This is a genomic window from Arthrobacter bambusae (assembly GCF_022606295.1).
Classification (GTDB): domain Bacteria; phylum Actinomycetota; class Actinomycetes; order Actinomycetales; family Micrococcaceae; genus Arthrobacter; species Arthrobacter bambusae_A.
Genome location: NZ_JAHHZS010000012.1, coordinates 111,248 through 134,389 on the forward strand (window position 1 = coordinate 111,248; position 23,142 = coordinate 134,389).

18 protein-coding genes are annotated in these 23,142 nt (G+C 66.1%); 12 read left to right on the plus strand and 6 right to left on the minus strand.

Features of this window, described 5'->3' with window-relative positions:
- Positions 1–73: 73 nt before the first annotated feature.
- The 3 genes from KNN17_RS10700 to KNN17_RS10710 all read right to left on the minus strand — a co-directional run bounded on the left by KNN17_RS10700 (position 74) and on the right by KNN17_RS10710 (position 6,303).
- Complete coding sequence (locus tag KNN17_RS10700; RefSeq protein WP_241708849.1) at positions 74–4,006, minus strand: Pls/PosA family non-ribosomal peptide synthetase; 3,933 nt, start codon at positions 4,004–4,006, stop codon at positions 74–76.
- A 107-nt stretch (positions 4,007–4,113) separates the two neighbouring features.
- Positions 4,114–5,079 (minus strand): quinone oxidoreductase family protein, encoded by a 966-nt coding sequence (locus tag KNN17_RS10705; protein WP_241708858.1) that lies wholly within the window; start codon positions 5,077–5,079, stop codon positions 4,114–4,116.
- Positions 5,080–5,214: 135 nt separating this feature from the next.
- Positions 5,215–6,303 carry a fatty acid desaturase family protein gene (locus tag KNN17_RS10710; protein ID WP_078105643.1) on the minus strand — a complete coding sequence of 363 codons (1,089 nt, stop codon included), beginning with the start codon at positions 6,301–6,303 and terminating at the stop codon, positions 5,215–5,217.
- A gap of 200 nt (positions 6,304–6,503) precedes the next feature.
- Between KNN17_RS10710 and argC the strand changes: the two genes are divergently transcribed.
- The 9 genes from argC to KNN17_RS10755 all read left to right on the plus strand — a co-directional run bounded on the left by argC (position 6,504) and on the right by KNN17_RS10755 (position 16,201).
- The gene (gene argC / locus KNN17_RS10715) at positions 6,504–7,535 is read left to right on the plus strand and encodes an N-acetyl-gamma-glutamyl-phosphate reductase (protein ID WP_241708859.1); all 1,032 of its coding nucleotides are present in this window, start codon (positions 6,504–6,506) and stop codon (positions 7,533–7,535) included.
- The gene (argJ, locus tag KNN17_RS10720; protein WP_241708860.1) at positions 7,532–8,698 is read left to right on the plus strand and encodes a bifunctional glutamate N-acetyltransferase/amino-acid acetyltransferase ArgJ; all 1,167 of its coding nucleotides are present in this window, start codon (positions 7,532–7,534) and stop codon (positions 8,696–8,698) included. The genes argC and argJ overlap by 4 nt, the downstream gene beginning before the upstream one ends.
- An 11-nt stretch (positions 8,699–8,709) precedes the next feature.
- Positions 8,710–9,669: an acetylglutamate kinase gene (argB, locus tag KNN17_RS10725; protein ID WP_241708861.1), complete on the plus strand. Its 960-nt coding sequence runs from the start codon at positions 8,710–8,712 to the stop codon at positions 9,667–9,669.
- On the plus strand, positions 9,666–10,973 hold the full coding sequence (locus KNN17_RS10730) for an acetylornithine transaminase (RefSeq protein WP_241708865.1): 1,308 nt from the start codon (positions 9,666–9,668) through the stop codon (positions 10,971–10,973). The genes argB and KNN17_RS10730 overlap by 4 nt, the downstream gene beginning before the upstream one ends.
- Complete coding sequence (argF, locus tag KNN17_RS10735) at positions 10,970–11,968, plus strand: ornithine carbamoyltransferase (protein WP_241708866.1); 999 nt, start codon at positions 10,970–10,972, stop codon at positions 11,966–11,968. The genes KNN17_RS10730 and argF overlap by 4 nt, the downstream gene beginning before the upstream one ends.
- Positions 11,968–12,504, plus strand: a complete 537-nt coding sequence (locus KNN17_RS10740; RefSeq protein WP_241708869.1) for an arginine repressor — start codon at positions 11,968–11,970, stop codon at positions 12,502–12,504. The genes argF and KNN17_RS10740 overlap by 1 nt, the downstream gene beginning before the upstream one ends.
- Before the next feature lie 103 nt (positions 12,505–12,607).
- Positions 12,608–13,813 (plus strand): argininosuccinate synthase, encoded by a 1,206-nt coding sequence (locus tag KNN17_RS10745; RefSeq protein WP_078105636.1) that lies wholly within the window; start codon positions 12,608–12,610, stop codon positions 13,811–13,813.
- Positions 13,810–15,300: an argininosuccinate lyase gene (argH, locus tag KNN17_RS10750; RefSeq protein ID WP_241708871.1), complete on the plus strand. Its 1,491-nt coding sequence runs from the start codon at positions 13,810–13,812 to the stop codon at positions 15,298–15,300. The genes KNN17_RS10745 and argH overlap by 4 nt, the downstream gene beginning before the upstream one ends.
- A 163-nt stretch (positions 15,301–15,463) precedes the next feature.
- The gene (locus tag KNN17_RS10755) at positions 15,464–16,201 is read left to right on the plus strand and encodes a maleylpyruvate isomerase family mycothiol-dependent enzyme (RefSeq protein ID WP_078105634.1); all 738 of its coding nucleotides are present in this window, start codon (positions 15,464–15,466) and stop codon (positions 16,199–16,201) included.
- Here KNN17_RS10755 and KNN17_RS10760 read toward each other — a convergent pair.
- A complete protein-coding gene (locus KNN17_RS10760) occupies positions 16,107–17,672 on the minus strand; it encodes an AlkA N-terminal domain-containing protein (RefSeq protein ID WP_241708873.1) in 1,566 nt (521 codons plus the stop codon). The genes KNN17_RS10755 and KNN17_RS10760 overlap by 95 nt on opposite strands.
- Before the next feature lie 96 nt (positions 17,673–17,768).
- Here KNN17_RS10760 and KNN17_RS10765 point away from each other — a divergent pair, with 96 nt between their 5' ends.
- Positions 17,769–18,431 (plus strand): DNA-3-methyladenine glycosylase, encoded by a 663-nt coding sequence (locus KNN17_RS10765; protein ID WP_241708875.1) that lies wholly within the window; start codon positions 17,769–17,771, stop codon positions 18,429–18,431.
- Positions 18,432–18,450: 19 nt separating this feature from the next.
- Here the strand turns inward: KNN17_RS10765 and KNN17_RS10770 are convergent, their stop codons facing one another.
- Positions 18,451–19,086 carry a GNAT family N-acetyltransferase gene (locus KNN17_RS10770; RefSeq protein WP_241708876.1) on the minus strand — a complete coding sequence of 212 codons (636 nt, stop codon included), beginning with the start codon at positions 19,084–19,086 and terminating at the stop codon, positions 18,451–18,453.
- Between the two features lie 158 nt (positions 19,087–19,244).
- Here KNN17_RS10770 and KNN17_RS10775 point away from each other — a divergent pair, with 158 nt between their 5' ends.
- Positions 19,245–21,473 (plus strand): AAA family ATPase, encoded by a 2,229-nt coding sequence (locus tag KNN17_RS10775; protein WP_241708877.1) that lies wholly within the window; start codon positions 19,245–19,247, stop codon positions 21,471–21,473.
- 44 nt (positions 21,474–21,517) lie between these two features.
- Entirely contained in the window at positions 21,518–22,828 is a 1,311-nt protein-coding gene (gene tyrS, locus KNN17_RS10780) for a tyrosine--tRNA ligase (protein WP_241708884.1), read from the plus strand.
- Here tyrS and KNN17_RS10785 read toward each other — a convergent pair.
- On the minus strand, positions 22,806–23,142 hold a 337-nt coding region (locus KNN17_RS10785; protein WP_241708887.1), incomplete at its 5' end, for a hypothetical protein. The genes tyrS and KNN17_RS10785 overlap by 23 nt on opposite strands.

A 23,142-nucleotide genomic window follows, 5' to 3' on the forward strand; every position in this document is an offset into this window, starting at 1 on the left:
GCTGCCTCCGTGTAGCTTGTTGTGTCGGGGTCCTCATGGGCTGGTAATTAATAAGCCCCCTTGCCAATCTACGCTACGGCCCGGACCACGGGCTGACGGGGTTGCCCATCCAGTAGGTGCCCGCGGGAACCGTCTCTCCACGCATGACGAGCGACGCCGGTCCCACCGTTCCGCCGGCCCCGATGCTGGCGCGCGGCAGGATCACGCCGTGCGGACCCATCGTGGCGCCGTCACCGAGGACCACGGTGTCGATGCTCATGATGCGGTCATGGAAGAGATGTGTCTGGACCACGCAGCCGCGGTTGACCGTGGAGCTTTCGCCGAGCGTGACGAGGTCGGCTTCGGGCAGCCAGTAGCTCTCGCACCAGGTACCCCGGCCGATTTTCGCGCCGAGCGCCCGGAGCCACCACACCAACGCCGGCGTGCCGGATGCTGAACGCGCAAACCAAGGGGCACTGACCATTTCGATGAAGGTGTCCACCACCTCGTTGCGCCAAATGAACGAGCTCCACAGGGGATGTTCGCCCTCTTTGATGCGCCCGACCAAGACCCACTTCGCGGCCACCGAACTCGCAGCCGCCACGGCACCCGCGGCGAGGATCACGACGCCTCCAAGGACGGCGGCGAGCCAGTAGGAGGTCTCGGTGGCGATCCAGTCGAGGACCAGCATGATGCCGACGGCGATCCCCACCGTCAGCATGACCGGCACCAAGCGGCACAGTTCCCACAGGGCCCGTTTGGCCTTGAGGGCCAACGGCGGGTTGAAGGTGAGGCTCTGATCCGCATTGACGGCAGTCCTGCGCAGCCTGACGGGAGGACTCCCCAGCCAGGAGGTGCCCGATTTGGCCTTGGCCGGCGTGGCGGACAGGACCGCCACGAGTGAGTTCTTGGGAACGCTGCGGCCTGCGGCGGTCATGCCGGAATTGCCCAGGAAGGAGCGTTTGCCGATCTTGGCCGGAGCGATTTTCATCCAGCCGCCGCCGAGCTCGTAAGAGGCCACCATGGTGTCGTCGGCGAGGAACGCGCCTTCGCCGATGGTCGTCATGCGTGGAAGCAGGAGCACCGTGGAAGCTTCCACGTTGCGGCCTACCTTGGCACCCAGCAGGCGCAACCACACCGGGGTGAAGAGGCTGGCGTAGATCGGGAAGAGCAGGTCCCGTGCCATGTCCAGCACACGTTCGGTAGCCCAGACCTGCCAGCCGACGCGGCTGCGGACCCGGTAGTACCCCTCCTTGAGGCCGACGCCGAGCATCCGGGTGGTCGCCAGGATCAAGAGGAGATTGCACAGGAACCAGGCCAATGCCGCCAAGGGGATGGCAGGCAGGAGTTCCGGGAAGGCGTCCTGCAGGGAACTCCTGCCTTGGATGAATGCCAGGATGACGATCGCAGCGACGAATGCCGAGATGTAGGGGATCAGGGCGAGCAGCGCCGAGGCCGCAGCGAATGCCGCAAACCAGAGCCTGCCGATCAGGTGGTGTGACGAAGGGGTCTCGGGCCAGCCATTCTTGGCTTTGCCGCGGCGCTCGGCGGGGGAGCCGGCAACAAGATGCCCGGCCTTGACCTTGCCCAACACCGCGGAGCCGGGCTCCACGCGCGCACCTGCGCCGATGCTGGTTCCCGGCATGAGGGTGCTGCGGGAGCCGACTGTGGCGCCGGCACCTACGTGGATGGCGCCGATGTGGACGAAGTCGCCGTCGATCCACCAGGCAGAGAGGTCCACTTCGGGTTCGATGTTGGAGCCGCTGCCCAAGGAGAGCAGTCCGGTGACCGGAGGCAGCGAGTGCAAATGGACGTTGTTCCCGATCTTCGCCCCGAGTGCCCTGGCGTAGTAGGGAACCCACGGAGCGCTCGCGAGGCTGATGGCGCCTGAAAGGTCCTGGATCTGTTCTGCCAGCCACAGCTTCAAGTGGACTTTGCCCGAGCGCGGGTACGTTCCGGGACTGACGCCGCGCAAAAGGGTTCGCGCGGCCAGAATCGAGATCCCCATGCGTCCCGGCGGGCTGACGAACACCAGCCACGATGCCAGGATCCACCACCAGGACACCACGGGAGCGGCGGTGAAACCGGCGAAGTCGGCCAGTAAGCGGTTGGCGGCCATGAGGTACGTGAGCCAACGCATGCCCACCAGGATGTTGAGGAAGATTCCCATCAGGGTCTGGAAGATCTGCGATTTCCGGGAGGTGGGGCGGACCGTGCGTTCGGCCGCCGGCCCTTGGATGCCGCCTTCCGGCAGTGACTGCCGCGCGGCGTCGATCAAGGCGCCCACGCGAGGAGTTGCATAGATTTCGGCCACCGTGATGGTGGGGTACCGCACGCGCAGCGCCGAGACGAGTTGGGCTGCGGCGAGGGAGCCCCCGCCGTAGGCGAAGAAATCGGCGTCGAGCGAGGTGACGCTGGAGCCGAGGACGCTTTCCCACTGTTCAACCACCCATTGGGCGTCCTCGGGGAGGTTGAGTGGTGCTTTGTCGGCATCCGCGGCGCCCGCGCCGGCCAGTGGCCAGGGAAGCGAATGCCGGTCCACTTTGCCGCTGGTCTTGGTCGGAAGCGAATCGACGACCGTCAGCAGCGGGATCAGCGCGGCGGGAAGGCTTTCCGTGAGCAATTCGCGGGACGCTGCGAGGTCGATGTCCCCTGGTCCGGCCGGAGCCAGGTAGCCGACCAGTATCTGGTTCCCCGCCGCCGTCGTGCGGACCGCAGCCGCGGCGCCGGCGACTCCCGGGAGGGCCTGCAGGGCGGCGTCAATCTCACCGAGTTCGATGCGCCGGCCGCCAAGCTTGACCTGTTCATCCGCGCGGCCCTGGAAAACGAGGCCGGCTTCCTCGTAGCGGACGAGGTCGCCGGAGCGGTATGCGCGTTCCCACCCCAGGGACGGCATGGGGGCGTACTTTTCGGCGTCCTTGGCCGGGTCGAGGTAGCGGGCCAGTCCGACGCCGCCGATGATCAGTTCGCCTGTCTCGCCTTCCGCGACGGGAATACCGGCAGCATCGACGACGGCGAGGTCCCAGCCGTCCAGCGGCAGTCCAATCCGCACCGGGCCATCCCCGCCTAGGGGAGCCGCGCAGGCCACGACGGTTGCTTCGGTGGGGCCATAGGTGTTCCACACTTCGCGGCCGTCAACGGCGAGACGCTCTGCGAGTTCCGGAGGGCAGGCTTCGCCACCGAAAATGAGCAGGCGCACGTTTTCGAGGGCTTCCGCGGGCCACAGGGCCGCGAGTGTGGGAACGGTGGAAACCACCGTGATGCCGTGGTTGATGAGCCACGGGCCAAGGTCCACGCCGGAACGCACCAAGGCGCGCGGGGCCGGGACAAGGCAGGCGCCGTGCCGCCACGCCAGCCACATTTCTTCGCAGGAAGCGTCGAAGGCCACGGAAAGGCCGGCGAGGACCCGGTCCTGCGGTCCGATCGGATCCTGCTGGAGGAAGAGCCGGGCTTCGGCGTCGACAAAGGCGGCGGATGAACGGTGTCGCACTGCCACACCCTTCGGCGTGCCGGTGGACCCCGAGGTGAAGATGACCCAGGAATCGTCGTCCAGCCCGGGTGCGCGCGGAGTCGGGTGCGGTGTGGGGCGGTCCGCGGACACATCGATCCTGCCGCCCTTGGTGACGACGGCAGACACTTTGGCTTCTCCGAAAACCAGCCGTGCCCGTTCCTCGGGATCGTCCGCGTCCACGGGCACATAGGCGGCCGCAATCGAGAGGATCGCCAGGATGGCAATGTAGAGATCGTTGGATCCGGAGGGAACCCGGACGCCGATCTTGTCCCCGGGGCCCAGACCGGCTGCGTTGAGCGTTGCAGCAAAACCGTGTACCTGTGCCATGAGTTCTGAATAACTCAGCGACTTCTGCCCGTCGTCGAGGGCAGAAGCCTCCGGAAATGCCAGGGCCGTGTCGTGGAGGATCTCCACGAGCGTGCGCGCGGGCGGGGCGGCTGCTGAACCTTGCAGCTGGGGCAGATGCACCGCTTGGAGTTCCAGGCTGTCCGCCGGGATTTCATGTTCCTGGGTCACGTTCGAAGCTTCTCGGATTGAAGTGAACAAAAAGTGTCAGCGGCCGCGTGACCGTTGCCATGGCCTAGCCCAATGCTAAGTGAAAAGCCAACGAGCTGTTTATTCGATTATGGGAGCAACAGTAGCTTGCCGGTGGTGTTGCGGCCCTCCAGGTCGCGATGGGCCTGGGCTGCGTCGGCGAGCGGGTACGTTCCGCCAATCCGGACTTTGAGCGCGCCGCTGGCGGCAGCGCCGAAGACTTCAGCCGAGCGCCAGCGCCGCTCCTGCGGGTTCTGGAGGAAATGGCCAAGGGTGGGGCGCGTCAGGGACAGCGATCCGCCCGCGTTCAGCCGCTGGGGATCGAAGGGTGGCACAGGACCGGAAGCCGCCCCGAACAGGACGAGCGCGCCGCGGACGCGCAAGCTCGCGAGGGAACCGTCAAAAGTATCCTTGCCGACGCCGTCGTACACCACGTTCACGCCCGTGCCATCGGTGAGCTCGCGGACCTTGTCCGCAAATCCGGTGTAGCGCAGGACTTCGTCCGCGCCGGCTTCCCGGGCAAGGGCTTCCTTCTCGTCCGAGGAGACCGTGGTGATGACGCGTGCGCCCCGGGCCTTGAGCAACTGCGTCAGGATGAGTCCCACGCCGCCGGCGCCGGCATGCGTCAGGACGGTCTGGCCCGGTTCCACGCGGAAGGAAGAGTTGATCAGGTAGTGCGCGGTCATTCCCTGCAGCGGCAGTGCTGCCGCTGTGTGGTCGTCGACGCCGTCCGGCACGGGAAGTGCCTTGTCCGCGTCTACGAGGGTGTACCCCGCGTAGCTGCGGGATCCTTCAGCCGTAGCGACCCTGTCTCCGACGGCGAAGTCCTCGACGTCGGGGCCGATGGCCTCCACGGTGCCTGCAGACTCGGAGCCGGGGGTGAACGGATACTCGACCTTGTAGGTGCCGCTGCGCTGATACGTGTCAATGAAGTTCACTCCGGCGGCTGCAACTTTGACGAGGAGTTGTCGCGGGCCAGGAACCGGAACCTCTGCTTCGGTGAGTTCGAGGACTTCAGGTCCTCCCGCTTGCCGGGCGATGATCGCTTGCGTCATGGGTCTCCTTCTCCGTCGAGGCACTTTCGTGCCCGCATTCACACAACCATCCTAGGGAGCGGAGTCCGTCGAGTGTCCAGTCAGCTGCTGGGGGCCGTGGTTCGCCGTAACGTGGCCCGTGGCCTTCCGGGCGCGTCAGCCCCTGCCGTGCGCGGATGCGACGGGGCAGTCAAAGCCGCGGCCTGCGGCGAGTCCTACCTCGTTGAGGTACCGAACGACGATGCCGTACGACTGCATCAACGTGGTTTCCGTATAAGGAATGGAATGCTTTTCGCAGTAGCTCCGAACGATCTCCGAAGCGCGGCGCAAGTGCGGGCGGGCCATGTCCGGGAACAAGTGGTGCTCCGCCTGGTGGTTGAGGCCGCCCAGGAGGATGTTCATGAACGGGCCGCCGGAGATGTTCCTGGCGGTCAGAATCTGGCGGCGAAGGAAATCGACCCGCGAGTCTGCCGGGAGGACCGGCATGCCCTTGTGGTTCGGGGCGAAGGAAGCACCCATGTAGAAGCCGAACACCATGATCTGGACGCCCAGGAAGGCAAATGCCATGCCAAGCGGAAGGAACGTGAAGGCGAGGACCGGCAGCGCGAGAAGCCGTGCCAGGAGGATGGGGGTTTCCACCCAGCGGTGCTTGATGGCTCCGGGCCGGAAGATGTACATCAAGGACTCCCACTGCAGGCTGATGCCCAGCAGCAAGAGGAGCGGGAAGAAGAACCAGCCTTGCCTGCGGGTGAGGAACGCGAAGCGTCCCTGCCTGCCGGCAGCGGCTTCAACATGGAATGCCAGGGCTCCGGTTTTGATGTCCGGGTCCTTCGAAATCACGTTCGGGCTGTTGTGGTGCGCGCCGTGCTTCTGTTCCCACCAGGCATAGCTGATGCCGGCAACCGAAGTGGCCAGGATGCGGGCGGACCAGTCATTGGCCCTGCGGGACGCGAAAATCTGGCGGTGGCCGGCCTCGTGGGCAAGGAAGCTCAACTGGGTGCAAAGGATGCCCAGGGCCGCGGCGATGAGGAGCTGGTACCAGCTGGGCCCAATCAGCGCGAAGCCGAACCAGGTGCCGGTCAGCAAGAGGACCAGGGAAGCGAAAACGCTGATGTAAAAACCGACGCGGCGCTTCAAAAGCCCTTCCGCGCGGACCGTCTTGAGCAGTTCGGAATAGCTAAGAACGACGGCGTTGGGTGGCCGGACGCCCTTATGAGGACGTTCCGTGGTGGAGGTCTGTGACATATGCAGTTGCCCCGTAATACATAACGGGCAACGCTGCAACCGACGATCGGCTGCACGGTCTAGATCACCCTCTATTCAGCATACGCTCCCAAAGGGGTTGTGCCGAGACGGGCTGCTTCCGGGAGTGGCTCGAAGAAGCTCCGGAAAAGGGCGTGCATAAATATCGGCAACCATGAATAGTTTTGCTGTATAGTCGTGCCATGACTATTTCTGTTGCCGTCTCCGGTGCCAGCGGCTATGCCGGGGGAGAGGTGCTGCGCCTTCTGGCAGGCCACCCCGACGTCACCATCGGTGCCATCACTGCGCACAGCAACGCCGGTTCCAGACTAGGGGAGTTGCAGCCGCATCTCCACGGTTTGGCCAGCCGGATTCTCGAAGACACCAGCGTGGAAAACCTCGCCGGTCACGACGTCGTGTTCCTGGCGCTCCCGCACGGAGCCTCGGCTGAGATCGCAGCGCAGCTGCCGGAAGGCACGCTGGTGATCGACGCCGGCGCGGACCACCGGCTCGAAGACCCCGCAGCCTGGGAAAGGTTCTATGGCTCCGCCCATGCGGGGACCTGGCCGTACGGGCTGCCGGAACTTCCCGGCCAGCGCGACGCCTTGAAGGGAGCGAAGCGGATTGCCGTTCCCGGCTGCTACCCGACGTCGGCCCTCCTTGCCCTCACGCCCGGCTTCGCCAACAAGCTTCTCCAGCCGGACGACGTCGTGATTGTTTCCGCCTCCGGTACCTCGGGCGCGGGCAAGGCGGCCAAGGTCAATCTCATCGGTTCCGAAGTCATGGGTTCCATGAGTCCCTATGGCGTGGGCGGCGGCCACCGCCACACCCCGGAGATCGAACAGGGACTTTCCAACGCCGCGGGTGAACCGGTCACCGTGTCCTTCACTCCCACCCTCGCGCCCATGAGCCGGGGCATCCTGAGCACGGCAACAGCCAAGGTCAAGCCCGGCGTCACCGCTGCGGAACTCCGCAGTGCCTGGGCTGAAGCGTACGACGACGAACCGTTCGTCCACCTGTTGCCCGAGGGCCAGTGGCCCACCACCAAATCGGTGCAGGGTTCCAACCACGCCGTCATGCAGTTGGCCTTCGACGAGCATTCCGGCCGTGTGGTTGTCACGTGCGTCATCGACAACCTGACCAAAGGGACCGCAGGCGGCGCCGTGCAGTCCATGAATATTGCCCTCGGCCTGGACGAATCCGCCGGCCTCAATGTCCAAGGAGTTGCCCCGTGACCATCACCGCCCCCCAGGGATTCCGGGCCGCAGGCGTCAAAGCCGGCATCAAGGCCTCGGGCAACCCGGACCTCGCCCTCGTCGTCAACGACGGTCCCCTGAAAGCCGCAGCAGCCGTTTTCACGTCCAACCGCGTTGCCGCGGCGCCGGTGCACTGGTCGCGCCAGGTTCTCTCCGACGGGCGCGTCGACGCAGTGGTGCTGAATTCCGGCGGCGCCAACGCCTGCACCGGTCCCCAGGGTTTCCAAAATACGCACGCAACCGCAGAGAAAGTGGCAGCCGTGCTCGGGATCTCCGCCTCCGACGTCGTGGTTTGCTCCACCGGACTCATCGGCGAGCAATTGCCCATGGACAAGATCATCCCTGGCATCGACGCCGCGTTCGCCGAACTTTCCGAGAACGGCGGTTCCGCTGCCGCCACGGCGATCATGACGACGGACAGCGTGGCGAAGGAAGCAGTCTTCACCGGGACCGATGCCGAGGGCAACACGTTCACGGTCGGGGGCATCGCGAAGGGCGCCGGCATGCTGGCGCCGGGCCTGGCAACCATGCTCGTGGTGCTCACCACCGATGCCCAGGTCCCGGCGGAAGAGCTCGACGTGGTGCTCCGCGACGCGACGCGCGTCACCTTCGACCGCACGGACTCCGACGGCTGCATGTCCACCAACGACACCGTGGTCCTGCTGGCCTCCGGGGCCTCCGAGGCCATGCCGTCCGCCGAGCAGCTCGGTGCCGGGGTCACCCACGTGTGCGCCGAGCTCGCCCGCAAGCTGATCGGTGACGCCGAAGGTGCCAGCCACGACATCGCCATCCGCACGTTCAACGCGGCGAGCGAGCGCGACGCCGAAATCGTCAGCCGTTCGGTGGCCCGCTCCAACCTCTTCAAGACTGCCATCTTCGGCAAGGACCCCAACTGGGGCCGCGTCCTGTCCTCGGTGGGCACCACCGACGCCGTCTTCGAACCGGACCGGCTCAACGTCTCCATGAACGGTATCCAGATCTGCCGCAACGGCAGCATCGGCGACGACCGCAACCTCGTAGACCTCGAACCCCGCGAGGTGCTCGTGGAAATCGACCTGCAGGCCGGCGACGCCGAGGCCACCATCTGGACCAACGACCTCACGCACGAGTACGTGCACGAGAACAGCGCCTACTCGAGCTAGACGGGATGACCATGACTGCGCACACCCGGGAAAACACATCCATCGGCGCCGATTCGGCAAAAACTGCCCAGGACAAGGCAGCGACCCTGATCGAGGCGCTGCCGTGGATCCAGCGGTTCGCCGGCACCACCATGGTGATCAAGTACGGCGGCAACGCCATGGTCAACGAGGAACTCCGCCGCGCCTTCGCCGAGGACATCGTCTTCCTGCACCACGTGGGTATCCACCCCGTCGTCGTGCACGGGGGTGGCCCGCAGATCAACTCGATGCTCGGCCGGCTGGGCATCGAATCCGAATTCAAGGGCGGCCTGCGCGTCACCACTCCCGAGGCCATGGACGTTGTCCGCATGGTGCTTACCGGACAAGTGGGCCGCGAACTCGTGGGCCTCATCAACTCCCACGGACCCTATGCCGTGGGCATGTCCGGTGAAGACGGCGGACTCCTGCGTGCCGTGCGCACCGGCACCGTAGTGGACGGCGAGGAAGTGGACCTGGGGTTGGTGGGCGAAGTGGTGGGTGTTGATCCCACGGGTATCGAGGACATCCTCGCAGCCGGCCGCATCCCCGTGATTTCCACGGTCGCACCCGAGATCATCGACGAGGGCGACGGGACGGGCTCCACAACGGGGCAGGTCCTCAACGTCAACGCGGACACGGCCGCAGCGGCGGTCGCCTCGGCACTGGGCGCATCCAAGCTCGTCATCCTGACCGACGTCGAGGGCCTCTACGCCAACTGGCCGGACAAGTCCTCGCTTATCTCCTCGCTGACGGCGACGGAGTTGCGCGAGATGTTGCCGCGCCTCGAGTCCGGCATGATCCCGAAAATGACGGCCTGCCTGAAGGCCATTGATGAAGGAGTGGAACGCGCGCACATCGTGGATGGCCGCCTGCCGCACTCCATGCTCCTGGAAACCTTTACGACCGCGGGCATCGGAACCCAGGTTGTCCCCGACGAGGAAGTGAACTCATGAACGAAACCGTTGGTTTGAGCCCGACCGCCGTTACTGCGGAACCCGCCGCAACCACGCTTGTTTCCCAGAGCACTGGAAGCGACTGGCTGGCCCGTTACGCTTCCTCGCTCATGGGCGTCTTCGGCACCCCGCAGCGGGTCCTGGTCCGGGGTGCGGGTGCCCTCGTGTGGGACGCCGACGGCAAGGAATACCTGGACCTCCTCGGCGGGATTGCGGTGAACGCCCTGGGCCACGCCCACCCGTTCGTCACCTCCGTCATCTCCAGCCAGCTGGCCACCCTGGGCCACGTCTCCAATTTCTTCACGAGCCCCACGCAGATCGCGCTCGCGGAGAAGCTCCTCGCCATCACCAAAGCTCCTGCCGGCTCCAAGGTGTTCTTCGCCAACTCCGGTACCGAAGCCAACGAGGCCGCGTTCAAGCTGGCGCGGCGCAACAGCTCTGGCACGCGCACCAAGATCATCGCCCTGGAAGGTGCTTTCCACGGCCGCACCATGGGTGCGCTGGCCTTGACCGCCAAGGAAGCGTACCGGGCGCCGTTCGAGCCGCTGCCGGGTGGAGTCGTCCACATCCCGTTCGGCGACATCGAGGCGCTCCGTGCCGCCGTCGACGAAACCACTGCCGCGGTGTTCCTGGAGCCCATCCAGGGCGAAGCCGGCGTCCGCCCGCTCAGCGTCGAGTACCTGCAGGCGGCCCGCGAGATGACGAGCAAAGCAGGCGCGCTGCTCATCCTGGACGAAGTCCAGACCGGCGTCGGCCGAACGGGCAAATGGCTGGCCAGCGAAGACGCCGGAATCGTCCCCGACGCCGTGACGCTCGCCAAGGGCCTGGGCGGTGGCTTCCCGGTCGGCGCGCTCATCACCTTCGGGGAGCCGACGTCGTCGCTCCTGACCGCGGGCCAGCACGGCACCACCTTCGGCGGGAACCCGGTGGCCACAGCCGCCGCCCTCGCCACCCTGCATGCGATCGAAAGCCAGGGCGTACTGGAAAATGTGCTCAGCGTCGGCGCGCGGTTGCGGGCCGGACTGTCCGACGTCGACGCCGTCACCGAAGTGCGGGGCGAAGGCCTCCTGATCGGTTTCGACCTCGACTCCGACATTGCGCCCGCCATGGTGACTGCTGCCCTCGACGCGGGCTTCATCATCAACAGTCCCGGCCCGCGCACCATCCGGCTGGCTCCGCCGCTCATCCTGACCGCCGAGCAAGCCGACCGCTTCCTCGACGCGCTGCCAGGCATCATCCAGGCCGCAGCCGAAACCGCTGCACCCCTGAACGCTGCACCACTGACCGCTAAGGACGCACAGTGAACGCCACCCGTCATTTCCTCAAGGACACGGACCTTACTCCGGCCGAGCAAGCCGAGGTGCTCGAACTCGCAGTCCGGATGAAGGCCGCCCCGTACAGCATCCAACCGTTCGCGGCTGCCGGCAACGGGCGCAAGACCGTCGCCGTGATCTTCGACAAGACCTCCACCCGTACCCGAGTGTCCTTCGCCACCGGCGTCGCCGACATGGGCGGCAACGCGCTCATCATCAATCCGGGCGAGGCGCAGATCGGCCACAAGGAATCCGTGGAGGACACCGCCAAGGTCCTCGAACGCATGGTCTCCACCATCGTGTGGCGGACCTCGGCGCACTCCGGCCTCGTAGCCATGGCCGAAAACTCCAAAGTTCCCGTCATCAACGCCCTCTGCGATGACTACCACCCCTGCCAGTTGCTGGCAGACCTCCTGGCAGTCAAGGAGCACAAGGGCGAACTCAAGGGCCTCACCATGGCCTACCTGGGCGACGCCGCGAACAACATGGCCAACTCCTATCTGCTGGCAGGCGTCACGGCGGGCATGCACGTCAGGATCTCGGGTCCGGAAGGCTACCTGCCGGCCGCCGACATCGTGGCGGCGGCCGAGGAGCGCGCCGCCGAGACCGGCGGTTCCGTGCTCATCACCACTGACGCCGCGGAAGCCCTCGACGGCGCCGACGTCGTCGCTACGGACACCTGGGTGTCCATGGGGCAGGAAGCAGAGAAGGAAGCGCGGATGGAGCTCTTCCGCGGGTATTCCGTGGACGAGGCCGCCATGGCACACGCCGCACCGGACGCCGTCGTGCTCCACTGCCTGCCCGCCTACCGCGGCTACGAAATCTCCGCGGGTGTCATCGATGGACCCCAGTCGATCGTCTGGGACGAGGCCGAGAACCGCTTGCACGCCCAGAAAGCGCTCATGGCCTGGCTCATGCACCGCTCGGGACTCGCGTTCGTCGACGGGCTTTCCCCCGTTGAGGGCACCGGAGAGAGCACGTTCTAGTGTCCACCCATCCTGCGTCGCAAGGCGCCAGCCCCGCCACCAAGACCGCCCGCCAGGCGCGGATCACCGCGATCCTGACCGGTCAGTCGGTGCGCTCGCAGGCCGAACTCGCGGCTTTGCTGGCCGACGACGGCGTGCAGGTCACCCAGGCGACCCTCTCCAGGGACCTGGTTGAACTGGGGGCGGTGCGTGTGCGCGGCAAGGACGGTGCACTGGTCTATGCGGTGCCCGGCGAGGGCGGCGACCGCAATGCAAAAAGCGGCGTCACCCAGGAAATCCTGGACGCCCGCTTGTCGCGCCTCTGCGGCGAGCTGCTGGTCACTGCCGAGGCCTCGGGCAATATCGTGGTGCTGCGGACACCGCCGGGTGCCGCCAACTTCCTCGCCCTGGCCATCGACCACTCGGTAATGCCGTCTGTATTGGGTACGATCGCAGGCGACGACACCTTGCTTTTGGTTGCCAGGGATCCCGACGGCGGCGCCGAACTGGCAACGCGCTTCCTCCAGCTGGCCCAGGAAGCCGGACCGGGGAACTAGCCGAGACCGGCAACTGAGCCCTTCTGACCTGTTCCATCCGGGCCTTCGGCCCGATCCAAGCATTTGACTCAAAAGAACCAAGCAACAACAAAGGAGCACTCTCGTGACTGAGCGCATTGTTCTGGCCTACTCCGGTGGCCTTGATACTTCCGTAGCCATCGGCTGGATCGGTGAAGCCACCGGTGCCGAGGTCATCGCCGTGGCCGTCGACGTCGGACAGGGCGGCGAGTCGCTGGAGACCATCCGCCAGCGCGCCCTCGGCTGCGGCGCCGTCGAGGCCTACGTGGCCGACGCCCGCGACGAATTCGCCAACGAATACGCCATGCCCACGCTGAAGGCCAACGCCCTCTACCAGGGCCACTACCCGCTGGTTTCGGCGATCTCACGCCCCGTGATCGTCAAGCACCTCGTCAAGGCCGCCCGCGAATTCGGTGCCACCACCGTTGCGCACGGCTGCACCGGCAAGGGTAACGACCAGGTCCGCTTCGAGGTCGGCATCCAGACCCTGGGCCCGGACTTGAAGTGCATCGCACCCGTCCGCGACCTCGCCCTGACCCGCGACAAGGCCATCGCCTTCGCCGAGGAAAAGGGACTGCCGATCGAGACCACCAAGAAGAACCCGTACTCGATCGACCAGAACGTCTGGGGACGCGCCGTCGAAACCGGCTACCTCGAGGACATCTGGAACGCCCCCACCAAGGACATCTACGACTACACGGCCACCCCGGAATTCCCGCCGGCGCCGGACGAAGTCACCATCACCTTCGAAGCCGGCGTCCCGGTGGCCATCGACGGCGTCAAGCGCACTCCGCTCCAGGTCATCCAGGAACTGAACCGCCGCGCCGGCGCCCAGGGCGTTGGCCGCATCGACGTCGTCGAGGACCGCCTGGTGGGTATCAAGTCCCGCGAAATCTACGAGGCGCCCGGCGCGATGGCCCTCATCACCGCCCACAAGCACCTCGAGGACGTCACCATCGAGCGCGAGCAGGCCCGCTTCAAGGCCACAGTCGGCCAGCGCTGGTCCGAGCTGGTCTACGACGGCCAGTGGTTCTCCCCGCTCAAGCGCTCCTTGGACGCCTTCATCGAGGACACCCAGAAATACGTCTCGGGCGACATCCGCATGGTCCTGCACGGCGGCCAGGCCATCGTCAACGGCCGCCGTTCCGACACCTCGCTCTATGACTTCGACCTCGCCACCTACGACACCGGCGACACCTTCGACCAGTCGCAGGCCAAGGGCTTCATCGAGCTCTGGGGAATGTCCTCCAAGGTCGCCGCAGGCCGCGACCTGCGGGTTTCAGGAAAGTGAGTCAGCAGCAAGGCCCACGGACGCCGGGGTCCCCGGCCGAGCGCAGCGAGGTTGGGGAGCGTTCGGGGATCAAATCTGAAGCGACAAACACCGGCGCGCTGTGGGGCGGCCGGTTCGCCGGCGGCCCTGCAGATGCGCTTGCCGCGCTGAGCAAGTCCACGCACTTCGACTGGCGGCTGGCCCGCTACGACATCGCCGGCTCCAAGGCGCATGCCCGGGTGCTGCACAAGGCCGGGCTGCTCGACGACGGCGAACTCGAAGGCATGCTCGCGGCGCTCACCCTGCTGGATGACGACGTCGCGAGCGGCGCCTACAAGCCTGCCGAGAGCGACGAGGACGTCCACGGTTCCCTCGAACGCGGTCTCATCGAGCGCGCGGGAACCCACTTGGGCGGCAAGCTCCGGGCAGGCCGTTCGCGCAACGACCAGGTGGCCACGTTGGGTCGCATGTTCCTGCGCGACCATGCCCGCATCATCGCCCGTGGCGTGCTCGCCACGATCGATGCCCTCGTGGAGCAGGCCAAGGCCCACCAGGGCGTTGCCATGCCTGGCCGGACGCACTTGCAGCATGCCCAGCCTGTCCTGCTGAGCCATCACCTGCTAGCCCATGCCTGGGCGCTGTTGCGCGATGTGCAGCGGTTCCAGGACTGGGACAAGCGCGCCGGTGTATCGCCGTATGGTTCCGGAGCCTTGGCGGGTTCCTCGCTCGGCCTGGATCCCGAGTCCGTCGCTGCGGACCTCGGATTCTTCTCGGCGGTGCACAACTCGATCGACGGCACTGCCTCGCGCGACGTCTTCGCCGAGTTCGCATGGATCTGCTCGATGATCGGCGTGGACCTGTCGCGGGTTTCCGAGGAGGTCATCCTGTGGGCCACCAAGGAGTTCTCCTTCGTGACGCTCCATGATTCGTACTCCACGGGGTCCTCGATCATGCCGCAGAAGAAGAACCCGGATGTCGCCGAGCTCGCCCGCGGCAAGGCAGGGCGCCTCATCGGCAACCTGACCGGGCTGTTGGCGACGCTCAAGGGCCTGCCGCTCGCGTACAACCGCGACCTGCAGGAGGACAAGGAACCGGTTTTCGACGCGGCGGATACCTTGGAAGTGCTGCTCCCGGCTGTTTCCGGCATGATCGCCACGCTCACCTTCAACACCGAGCGCATGGCATCCTTGGCCCCGCAGGGCTTCGCGCTTGCCACGGACATCGCAGAGTGGCTCGTCCGCCAGGGCGTCCCGTTCCGGGAGGCACACGAGCTCTCCGGTGCCGCGGTGAAGCTGGCCGAAGGACGCAGCGTCGAGCTGTGGGACCTGACGGACGAAGAGTACGCGGGCATTTCGGCGCACTTGACTCCCGAGGTTCGCACAGTGCTCAGCACCGAAGGTTCGCTCAACAGCCGCAACTCCCAGGGCGGAACGGCCCCGGCCGCCGTCGAGCGCCAACTGCTTGCCCTCGAAGCGGAACTCGCAGCGGTACGCGGCTACGCCGGGTAACAACAATGGGCCCACGCCCGCAGGGTTCCCTGGCCGAGCTTGCGAGGCTAGGGGGCGGGTGGGGATTCGCGGCGGTGTTTTTCGCAAACGCTGCCGCGAAATGCCCGCCGTTGTCAGTTAATCGTCGTTAACAGCGGTTAACTCTGTCGGATACTATGGCGCTATGACCGAGATCACTACCTCAGCGCTTCTTGCCGAGCTCCACAAAGCAGCCGGCACTGTCACCGACGTTGTCGCCAAACTCGACGACGCCGATGTCGCAGCTCCCTCCGAGCTGCCCGGGTGGACCCGCGGCCACGTGCTGGCTCACATCGCCGGCATCTCGAATGCCATGGCCAGGCAGCTGGAATACGCCGCGCGCGGCGAGACCATCGACATCTACGACGGCGGCTACGAGGGTCGCACGAAGGCCATTGAGCTGGCGGCGAGTCACAGCCTCGCCAAACACCGCGACGCCACCGAAGCCGCCCTTGCCCGGGCCCTGAGGGCCTTCGACGGACTCGTGGAGTCCGGCTGGAACACCCGGATCAGCTTCCGGAACGGAACCGTGCTCGACGGCGGCCTGGCGCTTTGGCGCGAACTCGTCATCCACGTCACGGACCTGGGGATCGGCCGCGGCCCGGAAGCCTGGAGCCGGCAATTCTGCGAGCACCTCTTTGATTTCCTCTCCGCCCGTGTTCCGGCCGACCAGAAGTTCGTTCTTCAGCCCCTTGGCCTCCCGCAACTGGTTATCGGCTCGGGCCGGCAGTCTGTCGCCATCAACGGCATGATCACGGATATCGCCGCCTGGCTCGCCGGGCGCACACCTACCCTGGGGAGCCTGCGGGCCTCTGCTGACGCGGACGGTGTTGACTTGCCTGAGCTTCTCCCGTGGCCATCGAGCGTTCCCGCGGCGCACTAGCGCCTCCGCGTTTGCTTGCGGCTGCCCGCCACAGATGCATCGTGGCGTAAGAACGCCACGGGCTCACGGTGCGGAAATCGGCAGGCAGGTCTTCCGCTGCCGCGAGGTTCTTGAGGCCGTTCCGGACCGCTGCATCGTTCGCCAGGAAGACGTCCGGGTCGCCGATGACCCGCATCGCCACGTACCCCACGGTCCATGGTCCGACGCCGGGCAGCGGCAACAGTTTGTCCGCGAGCGTTTGGGGGTCGTCGCCGTAGTCGAAGTCGAGGTCCCCGCTGGCCATGGCTGCTGCCGCGGCCAGCACGGAATCGATGCGCCGCTGCGGACCCCTCAGCAGTTCCCGGCCCGAGGTGGCGATCTCCGCGGCCGTGGGAAACAGGCGGTCCAGGCCCAGTGCGTGTCCTGCGTGCCCTTCCGGCAGGCGGGTTCCGGCGTCGGAAAGGTGGCTCAAAGCGGTCCGGGCGGCGGCCACGGTGATTTGCTGGCCGATCATCGCGCGGATCAACAGTTCCCGGGGGTCCACGGCACCCGGGACCCTGATCCCCGGAGTATCGCGGGCTGAGGGGCGGAGCCGGGCATCGGAAGCCAACGCCTCGTCCACGGCGACGGGATCGGCGTCGAGATCGAACAACCGCCGCACCCGGCTCAACAGCACGGGAAGGTCGTGGAGATCCAGGGTGCTGACGGCGAGGGTCAGCGCGCCGCCGCGCGCCCCGCCGTCGTACTCCACGGTGAACACGGCGTTGCCGCGGGGCAAGCGGAGGGTCCGCGTGTAACTTGCGGGACCCGCCAGCTCGACACCGGGAACCGCGCGGGCCGCGAGGAAATCGAAAATCCCCGTATCGAACGGCTCCCGGTAGGGGAGGTTCAGGGTCAGGGACGTCGCCTCGCCAGGCTTGCCGTGATGGCCCGGGGGATTCGCGGTGGCCCGGAGCGCGGTGGGAGTCAGGGCGAAGACTTCGTTGATGGTGTCGTTGAACTGGCGGACACTGTTGAAACCGGCGGCGAACGCCACGTCCGAGAGTTTCATCGAGGTGGAGACCAGGAGCGTCCTGGCGGTCTGGGCCCGGCTGGCCCGCGCCAAGGACAGCGGCCCGGCGCCGAGTTCATGGCTGAGGATCCTGTTGAGCTGGCGGGAGGAGTAGCCCAGCCTGGTGGCGAGCCCTTCGACGCCGACCCGGGAGATCGCGCCGTCGTTGATGAGCCGCATGGCCCTGCCCGCGACGTCCGAGCGCAGGTTCCACGCGGGAGTGCCGGGGACCGCCTCCGGAAGGCAGCGCTTGCACGCCCTGTACCCGGCTTCGTGGGCCGCGGCCGAGGTTTCGTAGAACGTCACGTTTTCCGCCTTGGGCGTCCGTGCCGGGCACGACGGCCGGCAGTAGATGCCCGTCGAGCGCACAGCGGTGAAGAACTGGCCGTCGAACCGGGGGTCCCGCGCATCGATGGCACGGTAGCGTTGCCAAAAGTCCATGACTTCATCCTGTCAGCTTCCCCGGGCCCTTCCTAGCGGGAATCGGACATCGCCGGCGGCGGATCCGATTGACTGATTTTTTGCTAGGGTCTGGGCATGACAACGCAGCGCCAATCCACGGAGGCCATCCGGGCGATTCTTTCCGGAGATCCGCGGGACGTGGCCCCTTTGCTCCTCGGCGCCGTGTTGAGCCACCGGACTCCTGAGGGCACGGTGTCCGTCCGGCTCAGCGAGGTGGAAGCGTATCTGGGTCCGCGGGACTCCGCCCAACCCGACCCCGGATCCCACACCTTCGGGGGCCCCACCGCCCGGAACGCTCCGATGTTCGGTCCCGCAGGCCACCTGTACGTCTACTTCACCTATGGCATGCACTATTGCGCCAACATCGTCTGCGGGCCCGACGGCGTTGCGTCCGCGCTGCTGTTGCGGGCAGGGGAGGTGGTGGCCGGGCAAGCCTTGGCGCAGTCCCGCCGTCCGGCGTCGAGATCGCTGAACGATCTTGCCAGCGGGCCGGCGCGGCTTGCCTCCGCTTTGGGACTGACCACGGCGGACAGCGGCCGGGATGCCTTGGCTGCACCGTTCAGCCTCGACCTTCCGGCAAGCCCGGCGGTGCCACCGGCAATCACGAGCGGCCTCCGGGTCGGAGTGTCGGGCGACGGCGGTTCCGCCGCCTACCCGTGGCGGTTCTGGCTCTCCGGCGATCCCACGGTGTCGCGCTACAAGCCCGGCCGCAGCCGCGCCGTCGAGAAGCCCTCGTAGGAGGCCAGCGAAGTACCCGTCACGCCGCGTGTTCGCTCCGGGCCGGTTCCGCGACATACGCACAGTGGTTGTCGGCCAGTTCGAAGGGCGCGAGGCGGCCAAGCAACGCCTCGCGCACGTGGGGCCATTCCTCGCGCAGGATCGAGAAGACGGCGGTGTCGCAGCGGCTGCCGTCCGGAGCGAAGCGGTGCCCGCGCAGGGTGCCCTCGTAACTGGCGCCGAGCCGCTGGATGGCCGCAGCGCTGCGCGTATTCCGGGCGTCGCAGCGGAAGGCAACGCGGTGGACGTCCAGCACATCGAAGGAGTACGCCAACAGCAGGTGCTTCGCGGCGGGATTGACATGGCTGCCCCAAAACGGTCGCCCGTAAAAAGTGCCGCCGATTTCCAGGCGCTGCTGCCGCGGACTGTACTCGCACAGGGACGTGGTTCCAAGCAGTGCTCCCGTACGCTGCTCGACGACGGCAAACGGCATGGTTGCCGGATCTTCGAGGCGGGCCGCGAAGAGTTCGGCCAATTCCGCGGCGCTCAAGGGCTGGTCGGCGGCCATGCCGGACCACATCCCGGAGTCCACGAAATCGAAGAGCGGACCGGCATGTGCGGGGGAGAGCGGGACCAGGCTGATGCCGTGTCGGGTCAGGGCAACGTCGTGCTGCATTGCAGCATTGAAGCACCACTGGGTGCGGATGGAACAGCTCAGGAGGTTAGCGCCGGGTGAACATTGTGTGACGCACCGGCGGGCGGGCAGTTTCACGCACGTCAAGCAAAACCGCTGTAGAATGGACGGTCCGTCTTTTTCGATAGGGGAACGTTTCGATGCACGACGCTGATTTGATCCACGAGCGGGAGTACGTGGCCGGTCTCTACTCGCGTCTGGATGAGCTGCGGGAGGAAAAGCGCCAACAGCTGGCGCAGGTCCGGCGCGCCGGGGCGGTGGGCACCATGCAGAACGTTTCCGAAAGGGACGCCTTCGCGGCACTGTACGAGGACCGCCTCGCCCAGCTCGACGCCGTCGACGACCGTCTCGTGTTCGGGCGCCTTGACCTGGACAGCGGAGAGGCGCAGTACATCGGGCGCATCGGATTGTCCACGGCAGACCTCCAGCGGCTCATGGTCGACTGGCGTGCGCCGGAAGCCGGCCACTTCTACCAGGCGACCGCCTTCGACCGGCAGGGGGTCCGCCGTCGTCGCCACCTGATCCTGCAGGGCCGCGAGGTCAAGGCGATCGAGGACGATGTCCTGGATGCCAGCATGCTGGCGGACAACGCCTCGCTCCAGGGCGAGGGCGCACTTCTTGCCGCCCTCAATTCCAAGCGGACCGGCCGCATGTCGGACATCGTCGGCACCATCCAGTCCGAGCAGGACCGGATCATCCGTTCGTCCATGTCGGGTGCCTTGGTTGTCCAGGGCGGTCCCGGCACGGGCAAGACGGCCGTCGCGCTCCACCGCGCCGCCTACCTGCTGTACACCCACCGTGACCGTTTGAAGTCCGCGGGCGTGTTGCTCGTTGGACCGTCGTCGTCGTTCATGCACTACATCGAGCGGGTGCTGCCGTCCCTCGGCGAGACCGGCGTCGTCATGGCGAGCCTTGGCCGCCTCATGCCCGGCATCCATGCCGTCCCGGAAACCGATCCCGACGTCGCAGCGCTCAAAGGCAAGCTGAATATGGCCGACGTGATTGCCAACGCCGTGGCCAACCGGCAGCGGACTCCCGCCGAGGACCGCATCCTCGAAGTCGATTCGCGCAAGCTCACGCTGTCCGTGCGGCAAGTCCGCCGCGCCCGGGACAGGGCACGCGCCACCGGCAAGCCGCACAACGAAGCGCGCGTGACGTTCGTGAAGATCCTGTTGCGCGAACTCACGGAGCAGCTGACGGAGATCGTCGAGGAATCGAACATCGGCAACAATGCCGACCGTTCCTACCTCGCCGAAGACGTCCGCTCGGCACGCGACGTCAGGATCGTCCTGAACCTTTGCTGGATGCCCATGACGCCCGAGAAACTCGTTTCCGAGCTCTTCAGCAAGCCAGCCATCCTGGAAGCCTGCACCCCGCACCTCACCCCGGCCCAGCGTGCCCTCCTGCTTCGTCCGGCGGACGCCCCGTGGACGGAAGCGGATGTTCCACTGCTCGACGAGGCCGCCGAGCTCCTGGGCGAGCTGGATCCTGCCGCCGGTCGGGGGCTGGCACAGCAAGAACACGACCGTGCCCGCGACATCGCCAACGCCAAGCAGACCCTGGTCAACATGGAGGCCATGGGTGTGGACGTATTGATGACGGCCGAGGAACTGGCGGACCAGAACCAGGAGCGCGAAACGCGCCTGACCGCGGCCGAACGTGCCACGAGCGACCGTTCGTGGGCGTTCGGACACATCGTGGTGGATGAAGCGCAGGAGCTCTCGCCCATGCAGTGGCGGCTGTTGGTCCGCCGCTGCCCGCTGAAGTCCTTCACGATCGTCGGCGACATCGCCCAGACGAGTTCCTCCGCCGGTGCGAATTCCTGGCAGAGTGCGCTCGCGCCGTCCTTCGGGGACCGCTGGCAGCTCGAAGAACTCACGGTCAACTACCGCACGCCCTCGCAGATCGCCGAAGCGGCAGTCCGTATGGCGAACCGCGCCGGCCTCGTCGTCTCGGCACCCAAGGCCGTCCGGGAAGGCAAATGGTCGCCCATCGTGGATCGCGTGGACGAAGCCGGGATGGTGGACCGCCTCGTCGAGGTCCTTCCGGAGGAACTGGAAGCGATCGACGGCGGCCTTCTCGCCGTGATTGCCGACGGCGCCCTCTTGCCGCGCGCCGCAGCCGCCCTCCGTGGGGTCTACGGACACCGCGTGGGCACTGGAGCGGGCAGCTACTCCCAGGACATCGTGGTCATCAGCCCCAAGGAAGCCAAGGGCCTGGAGTTCGATGGTGTCGTGGTCCTTGAGCCTGCGGCCATGCTGAACCATGAACATGGGAAGGTGGGCGATCTCTACGTCGCCATGACCCGTCCGACGCAGCGGTTGCGCCTCATCACGGCCGCTCCATTGCCCGCGGGTATCGAGCGCTGAGCCATGCAAGCAGGCCGAACGTCAATCCTGCTAACTTAGAACTCGTGTCACACGTAAACAACCTCGAGTCCCAACACAACGACCCGGGCTTTGCCAACATCTGGCAAGAGCTCAAATGGCGCGGCCTGATCCACGTTTCCACTGATGAAACGGAACTGGAAAAGCTTCTCGCCGGGGACCCGATCACGTATTACTGTGGCTTCGACCCCACCGCGCCGTCCCTGCACCTCGGCAACCTGGTCCAGCTCCTGCTCATGCGCCGCCTGCAGTTGGCCGGCCACAAGCCGCTCGGCCTGGTGGGCGGCTCCACCGGCTTGATCGGGGATCCGCGCCCGACGGCGGAACGCACCTTGAACACCAAGGACACCGTTTCGGAGTGGGTCGGCTACCTTCAGGCCCAGGTCCGCCGTTTCCTCAGCTTCGAGGGGGACAACGCGGCGCGCATGGTCAACAACCTTGACTGGACCGCGCCCTTGAGCGCCATTGATTTCCTGCGGGAGATCGGCAAGCACTTCCGGGTGGGCACCATGCTCCGCAAGGATGCCGTTGCTTCCCGTCTCAGCTCCGACGAGGGCATCAGCTACACCGAGTTCAGCTACCAGATCCTGCAGGGCATGGATTACCTCCAGCTCAACCGTGACTACGATTGCGTGCTGCAGACCGGCGGCTCGGACCAGTGGGGCAACCTCACGAGTGGCACGGAGTTGATCCGCAAGGTCGATGGGAAGTCCGTCCACGCCTTGGGGACGCCCCTGATCACCAACTCGGATGGCACCAAATTCGGTAAAAGCGAAGGCAACGCCATTTGGCTCGATGCCCACATGTGCAGCCCCTACGCCTTCTACCAGTTCTGGCTCAACACGGCGGATGCCGACGTCGTTGACCGCCTCAAGGTCTTCACTTTCCTTGGCCGCGCGGAGATTGAGGAACTTGGAGCCGCTGTTGCCGAGCGACCGTTCGCCCGCGAGGGCCAGCGCCGGCTCGCCTACGAAGTCACGTCGCTCGTGCACGGAGTGGACGCGACGGAGAAGGTGATTACCGCTTCGGCTGCGCTGTTCGGCAACGGCGATCTCTCGGTTCTGGACGAAGTGACCTTGGCGTCCGCCACTGCCGAGCTGCCGTCTGCCTCGATCGGCGCAGATGGCTTGGGTATCGTCGACCTCCTGGTTGCGTCCGGACTCTCCGAGAGCAAGTCCGCTGCCCGACGCACGGTAGGGGAGGGCGGCGCCTACGTGAACAACAACAAGGTAACCGACCCCGACGCCGTGATCGACCGGGCGGAACTGCTTCACGGCCGGTACCTGTTGCTGCGCCGCGGGAAGAAGAATCTGGCTACTGTCGAAGTGGCTGTCTGACTCCGAGACGGACTATTGCACGCCCCTCCGGGCCGACTTGCGCGGCTCCGGGGGAGCGTGTATCGTTTTCTGAGTCGCTGCCGCTGAAGCGGATAAATTGCGGCAAAATCCCATTGAATGTGAATAATCCGATGTAGACCGAAAATCTGGAATCGGATGATTTATCGACTCTGTGGGGAAATTCGATTCCGTTGGGTGAATTTCCGGAGAAATCCTGGATTTGCAAAGTGGAAATGAATGAAATAAAGTAGAAACATCGCAGCGAGGAAATGCGGAACAAATTCAATTGAATTTTTTCCGAGAAGTAATCGGAT

Bases quoted from the DNA above. Each gene is read 5' to 3' on its own strand.
- KNN17_RS10765 (WP_241708875.1), top strand. From the start codon at position 17,769: ATGACAACGCAGCGCCAATCCACGGAGGCCATCCGGGCGATTCTTTCC.
- argB (WP_241708861.1), top strand. From the start codon at position 8,710: ATGACTGCGCACACCCGGGAAAACACATCCATCGGCGCCGATTCGGCA.
- KNN17_RS10705 (WP_241708858.1), bottom strand. From the start codon at position 5,079: ATGACGCAAGCGATCATCGCCCGGCAAGCGGGAGGACCTGAAGTCCTC.
- KNN17_RS10730 (WP_241708865.1), top strand. From the start codon at position 9,666: ATGAACGAAACCGTTGGTTTGAGCCCGACCGCCGTTACTGCGGAACCC.
- KNN17_RS10760 (WP_241708873.1), bottom strand. From the start codon at position 17,672: ATGGACTTTTGGCAACGCTACCGTGCCATCGATGCGCGGGACCCCCGG.
- argC (WP_241708859.1), top strand. From the start codon at position 6,504: ATGACTATTTCTGTTGCCGTCTCCGGTGCCAGCGGCTATGCCGGGGGA.
- KNN17_RS10770 (WP_241708876.1), bottom strand. From the start codon at position 19,086: ATGCAGCACGACGTTGCCCTGACCCGACACGGCATCAGCCTGGTCCCG.
- KNN17_RS10755 (WP_078105634.1), top strand. From the start codon at position 15,464: ATGACCGAGATCACTACCTCAGCGCTTCTTGCCGAGCTCCACAAAGCA.
- KNN17_RS10775 (WP_241708877.1), top strand. From the start codon at position 19,245: ATGCACGACGCTGATTTGATCCACGAGCGGGAGTACGTGGCCGGTCTC.
- KNN17_RS10710 (WP_078105643.1), bottom strand. From the start codon at position 6,303: ATGTCACAGACCTCCACCACGGAACGTCCTCATAAGGGCGTCCGGCCA.